This is a genomic window from Streptomyces sp. NPDC048290, assembly GCF_040652095.1.
Taxonomy (GTDB): Bacteria; Actinomycetota; Actinomycetes; order Streptomycetales; family Streptomycetaceae; genus Streptomyces.
This window is the reverse complement of record NZ_JBEZLM010000007.1, coordinates 320364-341163: the sequence shown is the minus strand read 5'-3', so window position 1 is coordinate 341163 and position 20800 is coordinate 320364. Positions and strand designations below refer to the sequence as shown.

The 20800-nt window shown below is 72.7% G+C and carries 16 protein-coding genes and 1 pseudogene; 11 read left to right on the top strand and 6 right to left on the bottom strand.

All coding sequences use genetic code 11. The annotated features are described in order from the left end of the window. Positions 1–156 precede the first annotated feature (156 nt). The 6 genes from scy (at position 157) to AB0D49_RS15090 (ending at position 9397) form a co-directional block, all read left to right on the top strand. Positions 157–4002, top strand: coding sequence for a polarized growth protein Scy (gene scy, locus AB0D49_RS15115; protein ID WP_362756722.1), 3846 nt, complete (start codon positions 157–159; stop codon positions 4000–4002). Positions 4003–4349: 347 nt separating this feature from the next. Then, complete coding sequence (locus tag AB0D49_RS15110) at positions 4350–5285, top strand: cellulose-binding protein (RefSeq protein ID WP_362756719.1); 936 nt, start codon at positions 4350–4352, stop codon at positions 5283–5285. A 100-nt stretch (positions 5286–5385) separates the two neighbouring features. After that, positions 5386–6393 (top strand): ATP-binding cassette domain-containing protein, encoded by a 1008-nt coding sequence (locus tag AB0D49_RS15105; protein WP_362756716.1) that lies wholly within the window; start codon positions 5386–5388, stop codon positions 6391–6393. A 2-nt stretch (positions 6394–6395) separates the two neighbouring features. Next, positions 6396–7166: an ABC transporter permease gene (locus AB0D49_RS15100; protein ID WP_362756712.1), complete on the top strand. Its 771-nt coding sequence runs from the start codon at positions 6396–6398 to the stop codon at positions 7164–7166. A 201-nt stretch (positions 7167–7367) separates the two neighbouring features. Beyond that, on the top strand, positions 7368–8525 hold the full coding sequence (locus AB0D49_RS15095) for an ABC transporter ATP-binding protein (protein WP_362756708.1): 1158 nt from the start codon (positions 7368–7370) through the stop codon (positions 8523–8525). After that, the gene (locus AB0D49_RS15090) at positions 8522–9397 is read left to right on the top strand and encodes an ABC transporter permease (protein ID WP_362756705.1); all 876 of its coding nucleotides are present in this window, start codon (positions 8522–8524) and stop codon (positions 9395–9397) included. Before AB0D49_RS15095 ends, AB0D49_RS15090 begins: the two co-directional genes overlap by 4 nt. A 38-nt stretch (positions 9398–9435) precedes the next feature. Here AB0D49_RS15090 and AB0D49_RS15085 read toward each other — a convergent pair whose 3' ends face one another. Next, on the bottom strand, positions 9436–9777 hold the full coding sequence (locus AB0D49_RS15085) for an ATP/GTP-binding protein (RefSeq protein ID WP_362756697.1): 342 nt from the start codon (positions 9775–9777) through the stop codon (positions 9436–9438). 221 nt (positions 9778–9998) lie between these two features. On the opposite strand from AB0D49_RS15085, the gene AB0D49_RS15080 reads away from it, so the two are divergent. Next, on the top strand, positions 9999–11027 hold the full coding sequence (locus AB0D49_RS15080) for an LLM class flavin-dependent oxidoreductase (protein WP_362756694.1): 1029 nt from the start codon (positions 9999–10001) through the stop codon (positions 11025–11027). A 140-nt stretch (positions 11028–11167) separates the two neighbouring features. Here AB0D49_RS15080 and AB0D49_RS15075 read toward each other — a convergent pair whose 3' ends face one another. Continuing rightward, the gene (locus AB0D49_RS15075) at positions 11168–11560 is read right to left on the bottom strand and encodes an SCO5389 family protein (RefSeq protein WP_362756691.1); all 393 of its coding nucleotides are present in this window, start codon (positions 11558–11560) and stop codon (positions 11168–11170) included. Between the two features lie 297 nt (positions 11561–11857). Between AB0D49_RS15075 and nucS the strand changes: the two genes are divergently transcribed. Beyond that, positions 11858–12529: an endonuclease NucS gene (nucS, locus tag AB0D49_RS15070; RefSeq protein ID WP_362756687.1), complete on the top strand. Its 672-nt coding sequence runs from the start codon at positions 11858–11860 to the stop codon at positions 12527–12529. A gap of 136 nt (positions 12530–12665) precedes the next feature. Here nucS and AB0D49_RS15065 read toward each other — a convergent pair whose 3' ends face one another. From AB0D49_RS15065 to AB0D49_RS15055, 3 genes are all read right to left on the bottom strand, one after another. Next, complete coding sequence (locus AB0D49_RS15065) at positions 12666–15239, bottom strand: ATP-binding protein (protein ID WP_362756684.1); 2574 nt, start codon at positions 15237–15239, stop codon at positions 12666–12668. Between the two features lie 293 nt (positions 15240–15532). Beyond that, positions 15533–15856: an STAS domain-containing protein gene (locus AB0D49_RS15060; RefSeq protein ID WP_362756681.1), complete on the bottom strand. Its 324-nt coding sequence runs from the start codon at positions 15854–15856 to the stop codon at positions 15533–15535. Positions 15857–16027: 171 nt separating this feature from the next. After that, positions 16028–16876, bottom strand: a complete 849-nt coding sequence (locus AB0D49_RS15055; protein ID WP_362756678.1) for a 3-hydroxyacyl-CoA dehydrogenase family protein — start codon at positions 16874–16876, stop codon at positions 16028–16030. A gap of 141 nt (positions 16877–17017) precedes the next feature. Between AB0D49_RS15055 and AB0D49_RS15050 the strand changes: the two genes are divergently transcribed. Continuing rightward, a complete protein-coding gene (locus tag AB0D49_RS15050) occupies positions 17018–17590 on the top strand; it encodes a cob(I)yrinic acid a,c-diamide adenosyltransferase (protein ID WP_362756675.1) in 573 nt (190 codons plus the stop codon). Positions 17591–17675: 85 nt separating this feature from the next. Here the strand turns inward: AB0D49_RS15050 and AB0D49_RS15045 are convergent, their stop codons facing one another. After that, positions 17676–18239, bottom strand: coding sequence for a hypothetical protein (locus tag AB0D49_RS15045; RefSeq protein ID WP_362756672.1), 564 nt, complete (start codon positions 18237–18239; stop codon positions 17676–17678). A 152-nt stretch (positions 18240–18391) separates the two neighbouring features. On the opposite strand from AB0D49_RS15045, the pseudogene AB0D49_RS15040 reads away from it, so the two are divergent. Then, a pseudogene (locus tag AB0D49_RS15040) lies at positions 18392–19519 on the top strand (histidine kinase); the annotation flags it as partial. A 599-nt stretch (positions 19520–20118) separates the two neighbouring features. After that, entirely contained in the window at positions 20119–20760 is a 642-nt protein-coding gene (locus AB0D49_RS15035; protein WP_362756669.1) for a response regulator transcription factor, read from the top strand. Positions 20761–20800: the final 40 nt, after the last annotated feature.

The following is a 20800-nucleotide window of genomic DNA, read 5'->3' as shown; positions in this document are numbered from 1 at the left end:
GGATTCGTGCCGGGGTCCGGGTTTCGGGGGTCGAGCGCCGGGGCAGCAGCCCATGCTCCACCGTTGATCTGACACCATTCCCCGGGGGCACCGTCCGCAGGCCGGACTGTGCCCGTACGGAGTGACTTGCGACCAGGGGACGGATGGGACCGCGCAGTGCGGGGCTACGAGAGCCAGGAGCGAGAGGCGGCGGCTGACGTCGACCACCTCTCTCGGTTCGAAGCCGAGATGAAGCGGCTGAAGACCGAGCGGGAAAAGGCGATCCAGCACGCCGAGGACCTCGGCTACCAGGTCGAGGTGCTGCGCGCCAAGCTGCACGAGGCGCGGCGCACCATCATGTCCCGGCCGGCCTACGACGGGGCCGACCTCGGCTACCAGGCCGAGCAGATGCTGCGCACCGCGCAGCTCCAGGCCGAGCAGCTGCGCGCGGACGCCGAGCGCGAGCTGAGCCAGGCGCGGGCCCAGACCCAGCGGATCCTCCAGGAGCACGCCGAGCACTCGGCCCGGCTCCAGGCGGAGCTGCACCAGGAGGCCGTCACCCGGCGCCAGCAGCTCGACCAGGAGCTGGCCGAGCGCCGGCAGAACGTCGAGTCGCACGTCAATGAGAACGTGGCGTGGGCCGAGCAGCTGCGGGCTCGCAGCGAGTCGCAGGCCCGCCGGCTGATGGACGAGTCCCGCGCGGAGGCCGACAAGGCGCTGGCCGCGGCCCGCGCGGAGGCCGAGCGGCTGACCGGCGAGGCCCGGCACCGGCTGCGCGAGGACGCGGAGGCCACCCGCAGCGAGGCGGAGCAGTTGCTGCGCCGGGCCCGCGCGGACGCGGAGCGGCTGCTGAACGCGGCGTCGACGCAGGCCCAGGAGGCCACCGACCACGCCGAGCAGCTGCGGTCGTCCACGGCCACCGAGTCGGACACCGCCCGCCGTCAGGCGCAGGAGCTGAGCCGGACCGCCGAGCAGCGGATCACGGAGGCGGACGAGGCGCTGCGCAAGGCGCAGTCCGAGGCCGAGAAGGTGCTCGGCGAGGCCAAGGAGGCCGCCGCGAAGGCGCTCTCCGGCGCCGAGTCCACCAATGAGCAGCGCACCCGTACGGCCAAGGAGCAGGTCGCCCGGCTGGTCAGCGAGGCCACCAAGGAGGCCGAGGCGGTCCGCGCGGAGGCCGAGCAGTCGGTCGAGGACGCCCGCGCGCAGGCCGAGAAGATCGTCGCGGAGGCGTCCGAGAAGGCCCGGACGATCACCGCCGAGGAGAGCGCGACCCAGCTGTCCAAGGCGGCCAAGACCGCCGAGGACGTCCTGAACAAGGCGTCCGAGGAAGCGCGGCAGACCACCGGGGCCGCCGCCGAGGAGGCCGAGCGCATCCGCGGCGAGGCCGAGGCGGAGGCGGACCGGCTGCGCGCCGAGGCGCACGACCTGGCCGAGCAGCTCAAGGGCGCCGCGAAGGACGACACCAAGGAGTACCGGGCCAAGACGGTCGAGCTCCAGGAGGAGGCGCGGCGGCTGCGCGGCGAGGCCGAGCAGCTGCGGGCCGACGGGGTCGCCGAGGGCGAGCGCATCCGGGCGGAGGCGCGGCGCGAGGCGGTCGCCCAGATCGAGGAAGCGGCGCGTACCGCCGAGGAGTTGCTCGCCAAGGCGAAGGCGGACGCGGACGAGCTGCGCCAGAGCGCGACGACGGACAGCGAGAAGGTCCGTACGGAGGCCATCGAGCGGGCCACCACCCTGCGCCGGCAGGCGGAGGAGACGCTGGAGCGCACCCGTGGCGAGGCCGAGCGGCATCGCGCGGAGGTGGTGGAGCAGGCCGAGGGCGTCAAGGCGGACGCCGAGCGGGCCGCGCGCGAGCTGCACGAGGAGACCGAGCGGGCGACACAGGCCCGCCGTGCCGAGGCCGCCGAGGAGCTGTCCCGGCTGCACGCCGAGGTGGAGAACCGGCTCGCGGCGGCCGAGCAGGCGCTCGCCGAGGCCCGCGAGGAGGCGTCCCGTATCCGCCGGGAGAGTGCCGAGGAGTCCGAGCGGCTGCGCGCGGAGGCGGCGGACCGTATCCGCGCGCTCCAGCAGCAGGCGGAGACCGAGGCGGCCCGGCTGCGCGACGAGGCCGCGGCGGACGCGTCCGCGTCCCGGGCCGAGGGCGAGGCCGTCGCCGTACGGCTGCGGTCGGACGCGGCCACCGAGGCGGAGCGGCTGAAGGCGGAGGCGCAGGACACCGCGGACCGGGTGCGGGCCGAGGCGCAGGCCGCCGCGGAGCGGCTGGGCACGGAGGCGTCGGAGACGCTGGCCGCCGCGCAGGAGGAGGCCGCCCGCCGCCGCCGCGAGGCCGATGAGCATCTGGGCGCGGCCCGGCAGGACGCGGACCAGGAGCGCGAGCGGGCCCGGGAGCAGAGCGAGGAGCTGCTCGCGGCGGCGCGCAAGCGGGTCGAGGAGGCGCAGGCCGAGGCGGTCCGGCTGGTCGAGGAGGCGGACCGGCGGGCCACCGAGATGGTGGCGGCGGCGGATCAGCACGCCCAGCAGGTGCGGGACTCGGTCGCGGGGTTGCACGAGCAGGCGCAGGAGGAGATCGCCGGGCTGCGGTCGGCCGCCGAGCACGCCGCGGACCGTACCCGGCGGGAGGCGGGCGAGGAGTCGGACCGGGTCCGCCAGGACGCCTACGCGGAGCGCGAGCGGGCGTCACAGGACGCGACCCGGGTGCGCCGGGAGGCGAGCGAGGAGTCGGAGGCCGCGAAGGCCCTCGCGGAGCGTACGGTCACGGACGCCATCGCGGAGGCGGAGCGGCTGCGTTCGGAGAGCGCCGAGCACGCCCAGCGGGCGCGGACACAGGCGTCGGACACCATCGCGCAGGCCGACCAGGACGCCTCGCGGACCCGGGCGGACGCCCGGGAGGACGCCAACCGCATCCGTTCCGACGCGGCGAACCAGGCGGACACGCTGATCACGGAGGCCCGCAAGGAGGCCGAGCGGCTCACCACGGACACCGCCGCCGAGACCGAGCGGGTGCGCGCAGAGACGACCCGGGCGGCGGAGAAGCTGCTGTCGGACGCGACCGGCGAGGCGGAGCGGCTGCGGGCCGAGGCCGCCGAGACGGTGGGCAGTGCCCAGCAGCACGCCGAGCGGGTCCGGGCGGAGTCGGAGCGGGTCGGGGCGCGGGCCGCCGCGGAGGCGGAGCGGCTGACGTCGGCGGCGCGCGAGGAGGCGGACCGGACGCTGGACGCGGCCCGCAAGGACGCCAACAAGCGGCGCTCCGAGGCGGCCGAGCAGGTGGACACGCTCATCACGGAGACCGCGGCGGAGGCCGACAAGCTGCTGACGGAGGCTCAGCAGCAGGCGCAGAAGACGACGGCCGAGGCGGAGGCGCAGGCCGACTCGATGGTCGGCGCGGCCCGCAGCGAGGCCGACCGGCTGGTCGCGGAGGCCACGGTCGAGGGCAACAGCACGGTGGAGAAGGCCCGTACGGACGCGGACGAACTCCTCGTCGGGGCGCGCCGGGACGCGACCGCGATAAGGGAGCGGGCGGAGGAGCTGCGCGACCGGATCACCTCGGAGATCGAGCAGTTGCACGAGCGGGCCCGCCGGGAGGCGGCCGAGACGATGAAGTCGACCGGCGACCGCTGCGACGCCCTGATCAAGGCGGCGGAGGAGCAGCTCGGCAAGGCGCAGGCGAAGGCCAAGGAGCTGGTCACGGAGGCCAACTCGGAGGCGGGCAAGGTCCGGATCGCCGCGGTGAAGAAGGCGGAGGGCCTGCTGAAGGAGGCCGAGCAGAAGAAGGCCACGCTGATCAAGGAGGCCGAGGAGCTGAAGGCCGAGGCGATCCGCGAGGCCCGGCGCACGGTCGAGGAGGGCCGGCGCGAGCTGGAGGTGCTGGTCCGCCGCCGCGAGGACATCAACGCGGAGATCTCCCGGGTGCAGGATGTGCTGGAGGCTCTGGAGTCGTTCGAAGCTCCGGGTGCGGGCAAGGACTCCGTCAAGGCGGGGGCGACGGTCGGCGCGCCTCGATCGGGTGGCAAGTCCCCGGACGGGTAGCGCGTGTCCGCCCCGGGTGGGCGGCGCCGGTGACCATGATCCAGCGGTGGGTGATCGGCGCAGGTGGATGGGGGCGGTGGCGCGGTCCCGGGGCGGGCATGGGAGAGTGTCCGCGACGGGCGCGCGGTCCGCGCGTGTACCGCGGACCGTCATATCGGCGCTTGCGTTGTGCGGCGACTTCCGTGTCTGCTGGGGCCTTTGACCCTGTCTCTGGCAAGTTGTCTGACGGTTAGCCACCCAAAAGGGGTGTCATTCTCCAGATCAAACACGCATCCGCTCGATGACACACCGCTTCGGCCCCTAGGATTCCCCCTATCACCTCACCGGTCTCATTCGACAGGAACCCCATGAGCGACACTTCCCCCTACGGCTTCGAGCTAGTGCGGCGTGGGTACGACCGCGCTCAGGTGGACGAACGTATCTCCAAGCTCGTCTCCGACCGTGACAGCGCTCTCGCCCGCATCACCGCTCTGGAAAAGCGCATCGAGGAACTCCACCTTGAGACGCAGAACGCCCAGGCCCAGGTCAGCGACGCGGAGCCGTCGTACGCCGGGCTCGGCGCGCGCGTCGAGAAGATCCTTAGGCTGGCCGAGGAGGAGGCCAAGGACCTGCGCGAGGAGGCCCGGCGCGCGGCGGAGCAGCACCGCGAGCTGGCCGAGTCCGCGGCCCAGCAGGTGCGCAACGACGCCGAGTCGTTCTCCGCCGAGCGCAAGGCGAAGGCCGAGGACGAGGGCGTCCGGATCGTCGAGAAGGCCAAGAGCGACGCCTCTCAGCTGCGCGCCGAGGCGCAGAAGGACGCGCAGTCCAAGCGGGAGGAGGCCGACGCGCTCTTCGAGGAGACCCGCGCCAAGGCCGCCCAGGCCGCCGCGGACTTCGAGACCAACCTCGCCAAGCGCCGCGAGCAGTCCGAGCGGGACCTGGCGTCCCGTCAGCAGAAGGCCGAGAAGCGTCTCGCGGAGATCGAGCACCGCGCGGAGCAGCTGCGGCTTGAGGCGGAGAAGCTGCGGACCGACGCCGAGCGCCGGGCGCGCCAGACGGTGGAGACCGCGCAGCGCCAGGCGGAGGACATCGTGGCCGACGCCAACGCCAAGGCCGACCGGATCCGTTCGGAGTCCGAGCGCGAGCTGGCCGCTCTCACCAACCGGCGTGACTCGATCAACGCGCAGCTCACCAACGTGCGTGAGATGCTGGCGACGCTCACCGGCGCCGCGGTGGCCGCGGCCGGGAACCCGGTCGAGGACGAGCCGATCTCCCGTGGGGTGCCGGCCCAGCAGTCCCGCTGACCCGCTGGCCGGATAACGGCCCGGGTACAACATCTGAATATGTGCAAAGCCCTCTGCCGCCCGGGTGGCAGAGGGCTTTGTCACGGTCTAGCGTTGGCCCATGATCGAGCTTGAGGGGCTGACGAAACGGTACGGCGACAAGGTCGCGGTCGATGACCTGACCTTCCAGGTACGGCCGGGCATCGTCACGGGGTTCCTCGGTCCGAACGGTGCGGGCAAGTCGACCACGATGCGGATGATGCTCGGCCTGGACCGGCCCACGGCCGGCGACGTACGGATCGACGGACAGCACTACGACGCGCTGAAGGACCCGTTGAAGGCGATCGGCGCGCTGCTGGACGCCAAGGCGATGCACGGCGGGCGCAGCGCGTACAACCATCTGCTCTGTCTGGCGCAGAGCAACGGCATCCCGCAGACCCGGGTCTCCGAGGTGCTGGACACGGTGGGGCTGACCGCGGTGGCGAAGAAGAAGGCGAAGGGGTTCTCGCTGGGCATGGGCCAGCGGCTGGGCATCGCGGGCGCGCTGCTCGGCGATCCGCGCATCCTGATGTTCGACGAGCCGGTGAACGGGCTGGACCCCGAGGGCATCCACTGGATCCGCAATCTGATGAAATCGCTGGCCGCGCAGGGCCGTACGGTGTTCGTCTCGTCCCATCTGATGAGCGAGATGGCGCTGACCGCCGATCATCTGGTGGTGATCGGACAGGGCCGGCTGCTGGCGGACACCTCGATGGCGGACTTCATCGCGCAGAACTCGCGTTCCTACGTCCGTATCCGCTCCCCGCACCGCGAGCGGCTGCTCGATGTGCTGCACGGGGCGGGGATCACGGTGGTGGAGACGGGCAGCGGGGCGCTGGAGGTCGAGGGCGGCAAGGCGGAGCGGATCGGTGAGCTGGCCGCACAGCACCAGATCGTGCTGCATGAGCTGAGCCCGCAGCAGGCGTCCCTGGAAGAAGCGTTCATGCAGCTGACCGCGGAGTCGGTCGAGTACCACGCGCACGACGGTGCGGCGTTGGGCGGGGCGGCACCGGCGGCGCCGGTCCCGCATCAGCAGCAGCAGTGGGGCGAGGGCTGGAACGGCGGCAGCGGCGGGAAGAGGGGCGCCTGATCATGGCGGCGACACAGGTCATCCGGTCCGAGTGGACCAAGATCAGGTCGGTGGCGTCCACGGTGTGGACACTGTCCCTCGCCGTGGTGGTCACCATCGGCCTCGGCATCCTGATCTCCGCGCTCTCCAAGAGCGAGTACGACAATCTCAGCCAGGAGAGCCAGGTCTCCTTCGATCCCACCTACACCAGCTTCGCCGGGATGAGCCTCGGTCAGCTCGCGATGATCGTGTTCGGGGTGCTCGTCGTCTCCAACGAGTACTCGACCGGCATGATCCGCACCTCGCTGGCCGCCGTGCCGCAGCGCGGCACCCTGCTGTCCAGCAAGGTCGCGGTGGCCGCCGCGCTGGCCCTGGTGGTCGGGATGGTGACCAGCTTCATCACCTTCTTCCTCGGTCAGGCGATGCTCGGCGATCTGAGCGCGTCGATCGGCGACCCGGGCGTGCTGCGGGCGGTGATCGGCGGCGGTCTGTATATGACGCTGATCGCGATGTTCTCCATGGGCATCGCCACGATGCTGCGCTCCCCGATGCTCTCGCTGGGCATCCTGATGCCGTTCTTCTTCCTGATCTCCAACATCCTGGGGGCGGTCAGCGCCACCAAGACGGTCGGCCAGTACCTCCCCGACCAGGCGGGCAGCAAGATCATGCAGGTGGTGACACCGGTGAACGACGACACTCCCTACGGTCCCTGGGGCGGTCTGGCGATCATGGTGGCGTGGGTGGCGGCGGCGCTGCTGGGCGGCTACGTCCTGCTCAAGCGGCGGGACGCCTGACCCGACGGAGCGGCCCCGCGGCCAGGGAGGGCGGACCCGGTGACGGCCGGGTCCGGGCCCACGGGGTCCCATGATCGAGGATCGACGCCGAGCCGTTACTTTTTGCAGTGCCTTGGCCGGAACCGTCAGCACCTCGATATCCTCCTAACCCTTGCGGGGGCGTCTGCCCTGCTGTCCTGATCCTTTCGATGGGTGCGGAGCATGATCGAAGCAGTCGGCCTGACCAAGCGCTACGGCGACAAGACCGCTGTGTACAACCTGTCCTTCCAGGTCCGTCCCGGCCTGGTCACCGGCTTCCTCGGGCCCAACGGCTCGGGCAAGTCCACGACCATGCGGATGATCCTCGGCCTGGACAACCCCACCGCGGGCCAGGTGACCATCGGTGGCCACCCCTACCGTCGGCTGCCGAACGCGCCCCGGCAGGTCGGCGCCCTGCTGGACGCCAAGGCCGTGCACGGCGGCCGGTCGGCGCGCAACCACCTGCTGAGCCTCGCCCAGCTCTCCGGCATCCCGGCCCGCCGGGTCGACGAGGTGCTCGGCGTGGTCGGCCTCCAGGATGTGGCGAAGCGGCGCTCCAAGGGCTTCTCCCTCGGCATGGGCCAGCGGCTCGGCATCGCGGCGGCCCTGCTCGGCGACCCCCAGGTGCTGCTGTTCGACGAGCCGGTCAACGGTCTCGACCCCGAGGGCATCCTCTGGGTGCGCAATCTGATGAAGTCGCTCGCCGCCGAGGGCCGTACGGTCTTCGTCTCCTCGCATCTGATGAGCGAGATGGCGCTGACCGCCGACCATCTCATCGTGATCGGCCGCGGCCAGTTGCTCTCCGACATGAGCGTGCGGGACTTCATCGCCGCGAACTCGGCCGGGTTCGCCCGGGTCCGCACCCCCGACACCGAGCCGCAGCTGCGGGAGAAGCTGGCGTCCGCGCTCGCCGAGGCGGGCGGCCAGGTACTGCCCGAGCAGGACGGGGCGCTGCGCGTGATGGGGCTCGCGCTGCCCCGGATCAGTGACATCGCCCACGGCAGCGACGTACGGCTGTGGGAGCTGTCGCCGCACCAGGCGTCGCTGGAGGAGGCGTACATGCGGATGACGGCGCATGCCGTCGACTACCGCTCCACCACCGACCAGAAGTCCGGTCTCCAGCAGCAGCTGCCGCCGGGCGTCCAGCCGCCGCCCCCGGTCCCGGGCCAGGGCCAGCCGGGCTGGTACGCGCCCCCGCCGCCGCAGCAAGGCGGGCGGCCGTTCGCCCCGCCCCAGCCCCCCGGCGCCGCCAACCCGTACCTCCAGCAGCAGGGCACCCCGGCCGCGCCCGCCGCGGCCCCCGCCGCCGCCGACCCCACCAAGCCCGAGGACGCCCGATGAGCACGCCCCAGCCCCCCGCGCCGCAGGCCGCGCCCCCGTGGCAGCCGCAGGCGCCCGGACCGTCCGCGCACCCCGGCTACACCTCGCCGATCCCGGTGGTCCGCACCCATCTGGGACACGCGCTCGCCTCGGAGTGGACGAAGATCAAGTCGGTCCGCTCCACGGTGTGGACGCTCGGTGTCTTCGTGGTGCTGGTCATCGGCATCGGTCTGCTGGCCGGCATCGTGGTCAGCAGCAACACCTCCAGCGAGTCGATGAGCGGGGAGAGCCCGCTGCCGCTGGGCTTCTTCGGGCTGCTGCTCGGCTCGATGTGCCTGATGACCCTGGGCGTGCTGACCACGGCCTCCGAGTACGGCACGGGCATGGTCCGCACCACGATGACCGCCTGTCCGACCCGGGGCCGGGTACTGGCGGCGAAGTCGATCGTGTTCTTCACGCTGGCCTTCGTGGTGACGCTGGTGTCGTCCGGTCTCGTGGCCGTCGTGCAGACCGCGCTGCTGGACGGCGCCCGGCAGCCGACCGGCTCGGAGTGGCTGAAGGCGACCGTCGGCGTCTCGCTCTACGTGTCGCTGCTCGGGCTGCTCTCGCTGGTCGTCGGCTCGATCATCCGGCACTCGGCCGGCGCCATCACCATCATGATCGGGGCCGTGCTGGCCCCGCTGGTGATCGCGCTGTTCATGTTCGCCGAGTCGCTCCAGCCGGTGCGGGACGCGCTGTTCGAGTACTCGATCCCGAACCAGATGTCGATCTTCTACGCCAACTCGCTCAGCGAGTCCGGGCCGTCCGGCTGGGACCCGCTGTGGATCATCCTCGGCCTCACGGCCGCCGCCTTCGCCGGGGCGTACGCGCTGCTGGAGAAGCGGGACGTGTGAGCCCGGCCCCGGCCGGGGCGGACGGACCTGGCGGACGGTCAGAACTTCGGCGCGTTTCGGGACCGCTGCACCCGCGTGGTGCGGCGGTCCCGCGCGTTCCAGCACGCCGTGTGCCAGTGGCGGCGGTCGTCCACCCCCGCGTGCTGCGGCCAGGCCACCACATGCGGGACACCGTCGGGGATCGCCTGGTCGCACCCCGGGCAGCGGTACGCCTTGCCCTGCGCGCTCGACCCGGCCACATGCCGGATGTTCCACTCCTCGCCCTGCCAGTGGGCCGACGACTGCCAGCCCCCGTAGCGCCCGGGGCCGTCGTCCTCGGGGCTGCGGCCGTCGGAGTCGGCACCCTTCGGGCCCTTGGGCCGGTTGCGACGCGGGGACACGGAACACCTCTCGGGGCTATACAGGAAGCACGGTCCGTGTCCAGCGTACGCGGCACGGACCCGGGTACGCGGAGCACGAAGGGCCCGTACGTCCCCCGCCCGGTCCGCGCATTCTCCCGACTATCCGCAAATCCCTTCGCCGGGGCGTGACCTCGGCACGTGTCAGACGGTTATGCCGGGTGGGGGAGCTCCGTGTCGGAGCCGAGGAAGCAGGAAAAACGATGCGCGTTGGAACATTCGTGTTGGCGGCCCAGTTCCCGGGTCAGGGCCAGGGGGAGGCGCTGCACCGCGCGGTCCGCTCGGCCGAGGTCGCCGAGGAGGCCGGGCTGGACTCCGTCTGGCTGGCCGAACACCACTTCGTGCCGTACGGCGTCTGCCCGTCGGCGATCACCCTGGCCGCCCTGCTGCTCGGCCGCACCCGCCGTATCCGGGTGGGTACGGCGGTCAGCGTGCTGCCCACCACCCACCCCGTGACCCTCGGCGAACAGGCCGCGCTGCTGCACATGACGAGCGGCGGCCGGTTCTCGCTGGGCGTCGGCCGCGGCGGACCCTGGGTCGATCTGGAGGTGTTCGGCGGCGGTCTCGACGCCTACGAGAAGGGGTACCCGGAATCACTCGATCTGCTGTCCCGGTGGCTGCGCGAGCCGTCCGTCGGCGCGGCGGGCGAGCGGTACGGCTTCCGTGAGGTGCCCGTCGTGCCCAGACCGTCGGAGGCGCTGTCGGGCGCCCCCGGGCCGGAGCTGCTGGTGGCGTGCACCTCGCCGGGGAGTGTGCGGATGGCCGCCGAGCGGGGGCTGCCGATGCTGCTCGGGATGCACATCGGCGACGAGGAGAAGGCCGAGATGGTGAGCCACTGGCGCGGCTGCGCACGGGCCGCCGGGCGGGACGAGCGGGAGGTCCTGGACGCCGGTCATGTCTCGGCGGGCGTCTGCCAGATCGCCGACCGGCGCACGGACGCGGAGGAGACCCTCCTCAAGACGATGCCGGGCTGGCTGAAGCAGGGGCTCGACGCCCATATGACGGTGGACGGTCGGGAGCGCCGGATGCGCGATCCGCTGGCCTACACCGAACTGCTGTGCGGGCTGCACCCGGTGGGCACCCCGCGGCTGTGCGCCGACCGGCTCGCGGCGACCGGGGAGCGCACGGGGATCTCCCGGTTCGCCCTGCTGATCGAGGGCTCGGGCGACCTGGCGGCCACCGAGGAGAACGTACGGCGGCTGGGCACGGAGGTGCTGGCACAGCTGCGGTGAGCGGGCGCCGGGCGCCCGGCGGACATGCCGCGCGGGGCGACCCTCCGGTCGCCCCGCGGGGCATCCGCCATGGGGGCCTGCCGCTCCGGTACGTATCGCACCTCCCGCGTACGGAGCGGCAAGCAGGGCGGCAGGCCGCCTCAGCAGTCCCGGAGCTCCGGGGACTGGTTGAGCAGCTGACCACGGATCGACGTGAAACGGGCCAGCCGCTCGTCCACCGAGGCGTCCAGCGGGAACACCGCCAGCCGGTGGCAGTTCTGGAAGGCCAGCCGCACCCCGAAGTGCCGCTGAAGCGCACCGCGGATCGCGTCACTCGCGAGCGCACGCAGCAACTGACCGCGTGCCTGCTCGTCCGGCGGGGGCGTCTGGTTGTCGGCGAAGGGACCGCCGTCCACCTTCAGCTGGGCCACCAGGGAGCTGACCATCTCCCACGCGTAGGGCAGGGAGGTCCGGACGCAGTCGACGAAGGCTGCTTCGTCGACCTCGCCTCGCTCGGCCTGTTCGAGTAGGGCCGGTGAGACGTCGAGCGACATGGGTTCTCCTCTCGCACCCCGAACAACAGGGGTTGCCGGACAGAAAAGGGAGCGCGCGCCTTCGAACACGGTGCGTACACGGGTCGCGACCTCCCGTTCATACCGTAGGCAACTGTGGAGGGTGACACCAGGAAAACAGGCACACCTGGTGGACGCTTTACGCGCACAATCGGCCACGGACGAACAGGAGTGATCTGACAGAACTCGGGCAGCGTCCCGAGCACCCCGGGACGGCCGGGACGGGTGCGGCGCAGGCGAATCGCGCGGACCCGCACGGGTCGAGTAGCGTTGCCGACCATGCGTCTCGTCATCGCCCGCTGCTCGGTGGACTACGCCGGCCGGCTCACCGCCCATCTGCCCACCGCACCCCGTCTGATCCTGGTGAAGGCGGACGGCAGCGTCTCGATCCACGCGGACGACCGCGCCTACAAGCCCCTCAACTGGATGTCACCGCCCTGCACGCTCAAGGAGGGCAGCGGCGACGAGGACGGCGTCTGGACGGTCGTCAACAAGGCCGGCGAGAAGTTGATCATCACGATGGAGGAGGTCCTCCACGACTCGTCGCACGAACTGGGCGTCGATCCCGGCCTGATCAAGGATGGCGTGGAAGCACACCTCCAGGAACTGCTCGCCGACCGGATCGAGACCCTCGGTGACGGTTACACGTTGATCCGGCGTGAATACATGACCGCGATCGGCCCCGTGGACATCCTGTGCCGGGACGCCGACGGACAGACGGTCGCCGTGGAGATCAAGCGGCGGGGCGAGATCGACGGTGTCGAGCAGCTGACCCGCTATCTCGAACTCCTCAACCGCGATCCGCATCTCGCCCCGGTCCGCGGTGTCTTCGCCGCCCAGGAGATCAAGCCGCAGGCCCGGGTCCTGGCGACGGACCGGGGCATCGGCTGCCAGGTGCTGGACTACGACGCGCTGCGGGGCATCGAGGACGACAAGCTCCGGCTGTTCTGAGGCGGATGCCGTGACGCCGGTGTCCTGACCCGGGTCTCGCGTACGACACGAGGGCGGGGCGCCCTTTCCACGGCGCCCCGCCCTCGTGCTGTCCCTGTACGGTGCCGTCGCGCCGAAGTCGCACGGACGGCGTTCGTCAGATGCCGCCGACCGAAGAGCCGTCCGGGGTGGCCGGGTCCGACGCCACCGGGTCCGACGCGACCGGGGACGCCGCCGACCCGCTCGGCGCCGGGCCGCTCGCCGAGGCCGTCGCCGAGACGGAGCCCGTCGGGGACGACGACCCGCTCGGCGGCGGCGAGGTGGTCGGGGACGGCGACGACGAGCCGGTGGGCGTCGTACTGGGCGAGGGGGACGTCGACGGCCTCGGGGAGGTCGACGGACGCGGCGAGGTCGGCTTCGGGGACGTCCGGGTCGGCGACGGCGACGAACCCCCGCTGCCCCGCGTCCCGCTCGGCTCGTCCGACGGCTCCCCCGCGCCCGCGCCACCCGTGGCGGTCGGCCCCGGACCGTCCGCCGTACCCGGGGTGGTGCCGGGGCGGGTGGTGGAGCCGGTGGCGCCGTCGTCCGGGCGGTCCGCGCCCACGCTGTCGTCGCCGACGCCCTGGCTCACCGACGGGTTGACGCCGACCTCACCGGCGGGCGGCTCGCCCTCGCTGTTGGAGGTGGCGCCGAGCGTCACGACCGTACCGAGCACGGCGGCCAGCAGGGCGCCCGCGCCCGCGGCGACGAGATTGCGGCGGGCGAAGCCGCGCAGTCCGCCGCGCGCCTTGCGGGACGGGGCGGCGGGGCCGACGCGATGGGTCACCAGTGTGCCGTCGTCCAGCCGCTGGAGCGGCGGGACCGATCCGAGCGGGACGGCCGCCGCCCCCTCGGGGCGGGCACCGGGCGTCTGCTCGGCCGCGGTGGCGCCGAGCGCGGGCATGGTGCCCGAGCGGTCGTCGACCAGGGCCAGCGCCCGGCGTCCGGCGACCGTGCCCCGCTTGTCGGCGAGGGCCGCACGCAGCCCGATGGACGTCTCCAGCTCCGTACGGGCCCGCTCCAGCCGGTCGACGCAGAGCGCGAGCACCCCCAACTCATGGTGGAAGTACGCCTGTTCCGCGACCTCGCCGGAGAGCCGGGCGGCCTCGCCACCGGCCCGCAGCGCCCGGTCCCAGGCGCCCCAGTGCAGTCCCGCCGCGAACGCGGGCGCCGCCGTGCGGGCCAGCCGTACGGCCGGGCTCCGCTCGTCCTCGGGCGGCGTCGCGGCGAGCGGCACCAGCACGGCCAGCGCGGCGAGCACCGCGTCGGCCTCCGCGCACACCCGCTCCGGGGTCACCGAGGGATGCCCGGCCCACCAGGAGTAGTGCTGGGCGGCCGAGAGGGCGTGGGCGTCGAGGTCGTCGCCGTACCCGGCGGCCTCCAGTTGGGTCAGCACCCCGGCGGCGAGCCGGTAGCGCGGGCCCGCCGGGGAGATCAGGGCGCAGCCGAGCAGCTCACCGAGGGCGGCGTCGGCGTGGGTGTCGCCGACCAACGCCGGGAGGTGCGCCTGATGGGGCACCTCACCGCCGAGCGCGACGGCGAACCGCAGGGTCGCGCGGGCCGAGGGGCTCAGCCGGGAGGCGAGCAGCGCGGCGGGCGCGGCGCCCTCGGCGAGCGAGGGCAGCGGCACGTCGTCATGGACCGGGGCGCCGGGTACGGCGTCGAAGGGGGCGTCGACCGGGAGTTGGGGCCGTGCGGGCGGGTCGGTCCGTTCGGTTCGTTCAGTTCGTTCGGTTCGTTCGGTTCGTTCGGTGAAGACATCGGCCTCGTCGAGGGCCTCGGCGTCGGACCGCAGCCGGTCGCGCTGCCGCAGCAGGGCCCCGGCCTGGACGAACCGCAGTGGCAGTCCCTCGGACTCGAACCACAGGTCCCCCGCCCAGTTGGCCTCCTCCTCGGTGAGCGAACGGCCGGTGGCGCGGGTCAGCAGATCGAGGCCCTGGGCCCGGTCGAGGCCGCCGAGGACGACCTCCTCGACGGCCGAGTCGGCGGCGGGCGCCGGGACCTCGGGGGTCGCGCCGAGCACGAAGGCGCACTCGGGGGTGGCGGCGAGGAGTTCTTCGAGGGGGGCACCGCCGAACTCGATGTCGTCGACGACCACCACCGCGCCGACCTCGCCGAGCAGCGCGCGCAGTTCCGTGCCGTCGGGGCGGTACCGGGACGTTCCGTGGACGGCCTGGAAGAGGTCGTGGAGCAGGTCGTGGGCGCCGCGGCCGACCCCGCTGAGCCGGACCACGCCGTCGGGGGCGAGGTCGGCGCAGTCCTCGGCGACCAGCCCGAGCAGCCGGGTGCGGCCGGAACCGGCGGGTCCGGTGAGCCGTACCGAGCGGCCCCGGGCCAGCAGCCGGACCAGACGCTCGCGCTCCTCCTGGCGGCCGAGCAGCGGCAGCGGCTGCGGGGCGGGGCCGGGGGGTACGGGCGGGGCGGCGGCGCGGGCGGCCTCGGCGCGGGCGGCGGGGCCGAGTTTCACCGGCCGGGGCGGGGCCTCGCCGGGCGGGCAGATCTCGATCTCGCTGCCGTCGACCGGATTGACGGTGAGCAGCAGTTCGCCGGTGACGAGCCGGGCGGTGCGGGCCGGCGCGGGTGCCTGCTGGCCGAAGTCCTGGGTGAGGGATTCCCGGGACGGACGCGGACGCGACGGACCGCCGTCGCCTTCGTGGCCGTACTCCTCGGGTCCCGGGTCGATCGGGTCCATCGGTTGCAAGCCCCCCAAAAGCGTCGTGTGGCGTGGGCCCCTCCCGGCCTGCCGCGCACTGCGCTGTCGCCTCTGGTCCGGTGCCCGCTTCAGGGTGTCGGACGGCGGGCATCCGAACCGTAAACCTTGGCGCAGTATCTACGACAGCCCGGGGTGCCGGGCCGTCCGAGAGGTCACGGTCTCGTGAGAATTGCGTGCGTCGGGGGGATTTCCCCAGCTCGCGCACGCCCCGTCGGGACCCCGTTCACTCCCGGGTCGGCCACGGTTCGCGGCGCGGCGCGGCGCGACCAGGGTCACACCCGGGGCAGGGACTCCACGCCGATGCCGCCCTCGATGGCCAGGATGCGGTGCAGCCGGGTGGCGACCAGCAGGCGCTGCATCTGCGGCGGCACCCCGCGCAGCACCAGCCGGCGACCGCAGCGGCCGGCCCGCCGATGCGCACCCATGATCACGCCCAGTCCGGTGGCGTCCCAGGAGTCCAGCTCGGACAGGTCCAGGATCAGATCGCCGACGCCGTCGTCGACCGCCGTGTGCAGGGCCGTACGGGCGTCCGCCGCGCTGCGGACGTCGAGGCGGCCCCCGACGACCAGCTCGACGTGGTCGCCCCTGATGTACATATGCGCTCCCCGTACTGCGTTCGTGGTGCTCCGGGTGGACATGTCCGTCGACGCAACGTCTGACGGCGTCGAGCGCCCCCAGGTTGCCGTCTGTAAGCGAACCGATACCGAATTCACCCCGAGGTGTGATGCCCACGGGGTGTGTGCGGCTGATCGGCCGCATGTACGGGCTCAGTGGCTGTAGAAGCCCTGCCCGCTCTTGCGCCCGATGTCACCGGCGTCCACCATCCGGCGCATCAGCTCCGGCGGGGCGAACTTCTCGTCCTGGGTCTCGGTGTAGATGTTGCCGGTGGCGTGCAGCAGGATGTCGACGCCGGTCAGGTCGGCCGTGGCGAGCGGACCCATGGCGTGGCCGAAGCCCAGCCGGCAGGCCAGGTCGATGTCCTCGGCGGAGGCGACCCCGGACTCGTAGAGCTTGGTGGCCTCGACCACCAGGGCCGAGATCAGCCGGGTGGTGACGAACCCGGCCACGTCCCGGTTGACGACGATGCAGGTCTTGCCGGTGGACTCGGCGAACTCCCGCGCGCGGGCAAGGGTTTCGTCGCTGGTCTTGTAGCCGCGCACCAGCTCGCACAGCTGCATCACCGGCACCGGCGAGAAGAAGTGGACGCCGACCACCCGCTCGGGGCGCCGGGTGACCGCCGCGATCTTGGTGATCGGGATGGCGGAGGTGTTGGACGCGAGGATCGCGTCGTCCTTCACCAGTTTGTCCAGGGCCTGGAAGATCTCGTGCTTCACATCGAGCTGCTCGAACACGGCCTCCACGACGACATCCGCATCCGCGGCGGCGTCGAGGTCGGTGGTCGTGGTGATCCGGGCGAGCGCGGCGTCGACGTCGGACGCCGCCAGCCTGCCCTTGGACACGGACTTCGCGAACGACGCCTCGATCGCGTCGGTGCCGTGGCGCAGCGCCTCGTCGGTGACATCGCGCAGAACGACGTCCCAGCCCGCCCGCGCGGAGACCTGGGCGATGCCGGAACCCATGAGGCCGGCCCCGATGACGGCGAGCTTGCGTGCCACTGTGCGACTCCCCTGATACGCGCTGTCGTTGTGTCCCTGGCCGGACCTTAGCGGGCCCGGGGCGCTGTGTGACCGCTTAGTAACGCGCGTCACGTCTCACATGACGGACATCACACCGGGGGGAGTAACTACGCTGGACCCATGGTCAATCTGACGCGTATCTATACCAGGACCGGGGACAAGGGCACCACGAACCTGGGCGACATGAGCCGGGTCCCGAAGACCGATCTGCGGATCGCCGCCTACGCCGACGCCAACGAGGCGAACGCGGCGATCGGTACGGCGCTGGCGCTCGGCGGGCTCGACGAGGACATCGCCGCGGTCCTCACCCGGGTCCAGAACGACCTGTTCGACGTGGGCGCGGATCTGTCGACGCCGGTGGTGGAGAAGCCGGAGTTCCCGCCGCTGCGGGTCGAGCAGTTCTACATCGACCGGCTGGAGGCGGACTGCGACCGCTTCAACGAGCGGGTGGAGAAGCTGCGGTCGTTCATCCTGCCCGGCGGCACGGGGGGCGCTGCGCTGCTGCACCAGGCTTGTACGGTCGTGCGGCGGGGTGAGCGGGCTACGTGGGCGGCGCTTGAGGTGCACGGGTCTTCTATGAATCCGCTGACGGCGACCTATCTGAACCGGTTGTCCGACCTGCTGTTCATTCTGGCTCGGGTGGCGAATCGGGGGCATGGGGATGTGTTGTGGGTGCCGGGTGGGGAGCGGTGACGATCCCCTCCGGTCGGGGGCGAGTGCGGGTTGTGTGTGGTTGATCGCGCAGTTCCTCCCCCAGAGGGGGTACCCCCAGCGCCCCTCAAGGGCGTTGCTCTAGCTGTTTCTCTTCCACGGGGGCCTTCTTGGGCCAGATGGCGTAGGTGAGGGCTATGAGGCCGTGGATGGCTACCGCCCTCAGGGCGGCGCCCTGGGTGCTGGTCAGGGATGACGTGTCGCCGCCGTCGCCCACGTACCAGATCGCGGCCTGGAGCAGGGCGCAGGCGACCGCCGCCGCGACGACCGTACGGAGCCACAGGCGGCCCTCGTGGGCGGCGCGGGCCAGGCCGTAGCGCGGGGGGCCCGGTGGGCGCGGGGCACCGCCGAAGCGGTGGGCGGCGTGACCGTCGAGCCACGTGATCGTGTAGTGGCCGTACGCGACGGTGAAGCCGATGTAGATCGCCGCGAGGCCGTGTGTCCAGCTCGGCTCGGCGCCGCTGCGTAGATCGATCGCCGTCACCACGAACAGCACGACCTCCAGCAGTGGCTCGCACAGCAGCAGGACCACGCTGGTGCGCTGCCACTTCAGCAGATAGCGGGCGGCCAGCCCCAGGGCCAGCAGGACCCAGAACCCCACCTCGCAGGCGATGATCAGGGCGACGATCACGGAGTGCTCCCTTCGTCCACCCTCCCAGGCTCCCGTCGGCCCCGGCCCGATACGTCGTCGCCGGTGAGGACGTGCCGGTACATCGAAAGATGCAGTCCGGGACCCTTCCCCGGCATCAGGCGTCCCGCGGTCCGGCCGTGTTGGATGGGGGCATGGCCGCCCGACCGTCCCGTCTGCCCCGCCCGCACCCGTTCGATGTGCGCATCGCGCTGGGCGGGCTGATCGGCGGGGTCGTGCTGGCGGCGCTCGGGCTCGGGCTGCGGCCCCGGGGCGGTGCGGGCGTGCTCTTCGAGGGACCCTGGCCGCTGCTGGTGCCGCTGGTCGTGATGGCGGGCTGCGAACTGCTGCGCCGGACCGCGCCCGCCGTGGCGCTGCCGGTCGCGACCGTCGCGCTGGTCCTGGACCAGCTCACCCAGGGCAGCCTGGCCACCCTCGTGATGTTCACGGATGTGATGTACGCGGCCGTGCTGTACGGCACACCCTCCGCCGCCCGGCGTATCCCCTGGGTCACCGGCATGCTGTCGGTGCTGGCCACCATCGTGCCGTTCGCGCTGTGGCGGACGCCGGAGGCGCTGCTGATCGGCGTGGTCACCGGCATCGTCGCCTTTGGTCCCGCCAGTACCGGCCTGATCGTGCGCAACCACCGTGAGGCCGCGGAGGCCGCCCGGCTGCGGGCCGAGCAGACCGCGCTGCTGGCCGAGATCGACCGGACGCAGGCGGTGACCGCCGAGCGCGCCCGGATGGCCCGGGAGCTGCACGACATGGTCGCCAACCATCTCTCCGCCATCGCCATCCACTCCAGCGCCGCGCTCTCCCTCGACGACGCCCGGACCTCCCGGGAGGCGATGGCGGTGATCCGGGAGAACAGCGTGGCGGGCCTCGCGGAGATGCGCCGGCTGATCGGCATCCTGCGCGACGACAGCGGTGACCGGGAGCCCGCCGCCGCGCCCACCCTGGACGGGCTCGACGCGCTGGTGGCGACCGCCCGCGCCAACGGTCTGGACGTCACCCTGGACGCGGACTACGGGGAGGGGCTCCCGGCGCCGGTCGGGATGGCCGCGTACCGGATCGTGCAGGAGTCGCTGACCAACGCGCTCAAGCACGCGGGTCCGGGACGGGTCACGGTCGCCGTGTTCCGCCGGGGCGGCTGCCTGTGCACCACCGTGAGCAGTCCGTACGGCGACCGGGACGGCCCGCGGGCGCCGGGTTCGGGGGCCGGGTTGGTGGGGATGCGGGAACGAGCGACGCTGCTGCACGGGACGTTCGAGGCGGGGCCGGAGGACGCGGGGGGAGGGGAGGGGGCGGAGGATGCGCAGGGGGCGAGAGGGCGGGAGGCGGCGGAGAGGTCGGGGGGATGGAAGAGGGCGGAGGGGCCAGAGGGATCGGAGGGTGTGAGGGGTCGGGAAAGGACTGAGGAGGCGGGGGCGATGTCGGGCCCGGCCGGCTCGGAGAGCGCCGCGGGCCCGGGGAGTTCCGGGAAGCCGGGGGGCCTCGGGGGCTCCGAGGAGTCCGGAGAGCCCGGCAGCCTCGGTGGACCGGGCGCTCCGGGCCACGCCGCCGACCCCGGCCGCCCCTCCAGCCCTGCCAGCCCCGGAAGCCCCTCTAGCCCCTCTAGCCCCTCTAGCCCCTCTAGCCCCGGCCACCCTGCCAGCCCCGGACATCCCGGACGCCCCGCCAGCCCTGGCCGCCCCGGACGCCCCGCCAGCCCTGACCGCCCCGGCCACCCCGAACGCCCCGGACGTTCAGAGACGGCCCCCCACCCCACCCCCTCCCCGCACGCCCCCCGGACTCCCGGAACCCCCCGACCCCCCACCGCCCCGCCCCCCGGCAAGGTCTGGGTCGTCCGGGCCTGTCTGCCCGTCGCCGAAGGAGAAGTCGAATGATCCGCGTGCTCGTCGCCGAGGACCAGTCCGCCGTGCGGGCCGGGCTGGTGCTCATTCTGCGCAGCGCGCCCGATATCGAGGTGGTCGGTGAGGCCGCCGACGGTGAGCAGGCCGTGGCGCTGGCGCGGGAGCTGCGCCCGGATCTGGTGCTGATGGACATTCAGATGCCCCGGCTCGACGGGGTGTCGGCGACCCGGCTGGTGGTCGCGGAGGGCATCGCGGACGTACTCGTACTGACCACCTTCGACCTGGACGAGTATGTGTTCGGCGCGCTGCGCGCGGGCGCCTCGGGGTTTCTGCTGAAGAACACCGACGCCCGGGATCTGCTGGAGGCGGTCCGTACGGTGGCGCGCGGCGAGGGACTGATCGCACCGGCCGTGACCCGGCGGCTGATCGCCGAGTTCGCGGCGAAGCCGGTGAAGCGGCCGGGTGCCGATCCGGCCGTTCTGGACACGCTGACCCGGCGTGAGCGCGAGGTGCTGTCGTGTCTCGGCTCGGGGCTGTCCAACGCAGAGATCGCGACCCGGCTCGACATGGCGGAGGCGACGGTGAAGACGCACGTCAGCCGCTTGCTGGGCAAGCTGGAGCTGCGCAACCGGGTGCAAGCGGCGGTGCTCGCCCAGGAGTTGGGGATCTAGGGCCGGAGCGGCTCGCAGGCGCCTCAAGCCCGGCCGCGTA

Excerpts from the sequence above, each read along its gene's own strand:
- AB0D49_RS15110 (WP_362756719.1), top strand. The coding sequence starts at position 4,350 with ATGAGCGACACTTCCCCCTACGGCTTCGAGCTAGTGCGGCGTGGGTAC.
- AB0D49_RS15105 (WP_362756716.1), top strand. The coding sequence starts at position 5,386 with ATGATCGAGCTTGAGGGGCTGACGAAACGGTACGGCGACAAGGTCGCG.
- AB0D49_RS15100 (WP_362756712.1), top strand. The coding sequence starts at position 6,396 with ATGGCGGCGACACAGGTCATCCGGTCCGAGTGGACCAAGATCAGGTCG.
- AB0D49_RS15095 (WP_362756708.1), top strand. The coding sequence starts at position 7,368 with ATGATCGAAGCAGTCGGCCTGACCAAGCGCTACGGCGACAAGACCGCT.
- AB0D49_RS15090 (WP_362756705.1), top strand. The coding sequence starts at position 8,522 with ATGAGCACGCCCCAGCCCCCCGCGCCGCAGGCCGCGCCCCCGTGGCAG.
- AB0D49_RS15080 (WP_362756694.1), top strand. The coding sequence starts at position 9,999 with ATGCGCGTTGGAACATTCGTGTTGGCGGCCCAGTTCCCGGGTCAGGGC.
- AB0D49_RS15075 (WP_362756691.1), bottom strand. The coding sequence starts at position 11,560 with ATGTCGCTCGACGTCTCACCGGCCCTACTCGAACAGGCCGAGCGAGGC.
- nucS (WP_362756687.1), top strand. The coding sequence starts at position 11,858 with ATGCGTCTCGTCATCGCCCGCTGCTCGGTGGACTACGCCGGCCGGCTC.
- AB0D49_RS15065 (WP_362756684.1), bottom strand. The coding sequence starts at position 15,239 with ATGGACCCGATCGACCCGGGACCCGAGGAGTACGGCCACGAAGGCGAC.
- AB0D49_RS15060 (WP_362756681.1), bottom strand. The coding sequence starts at position 15,856 with ATGTACATCAGGGGCGACCACGTCGAGCTGGTCGTCGGGGGCCGCCTC.
- AB0D49_RS15050 (WP_362756675.1), top strand. The coding sequence starts at position 17,018 with ATGGTCAATCTGACGCGTATCTATACCAGGACCGGGGACAAGGGCACC.
- AB0D49_RS15035 (WP_362756669.1), top strand. The coding sequence starts at position 20,119 with ATGATCCGCGTGCTCGTCGCCGAGGACCAGTCCGCCGTGCGGGCCGGG.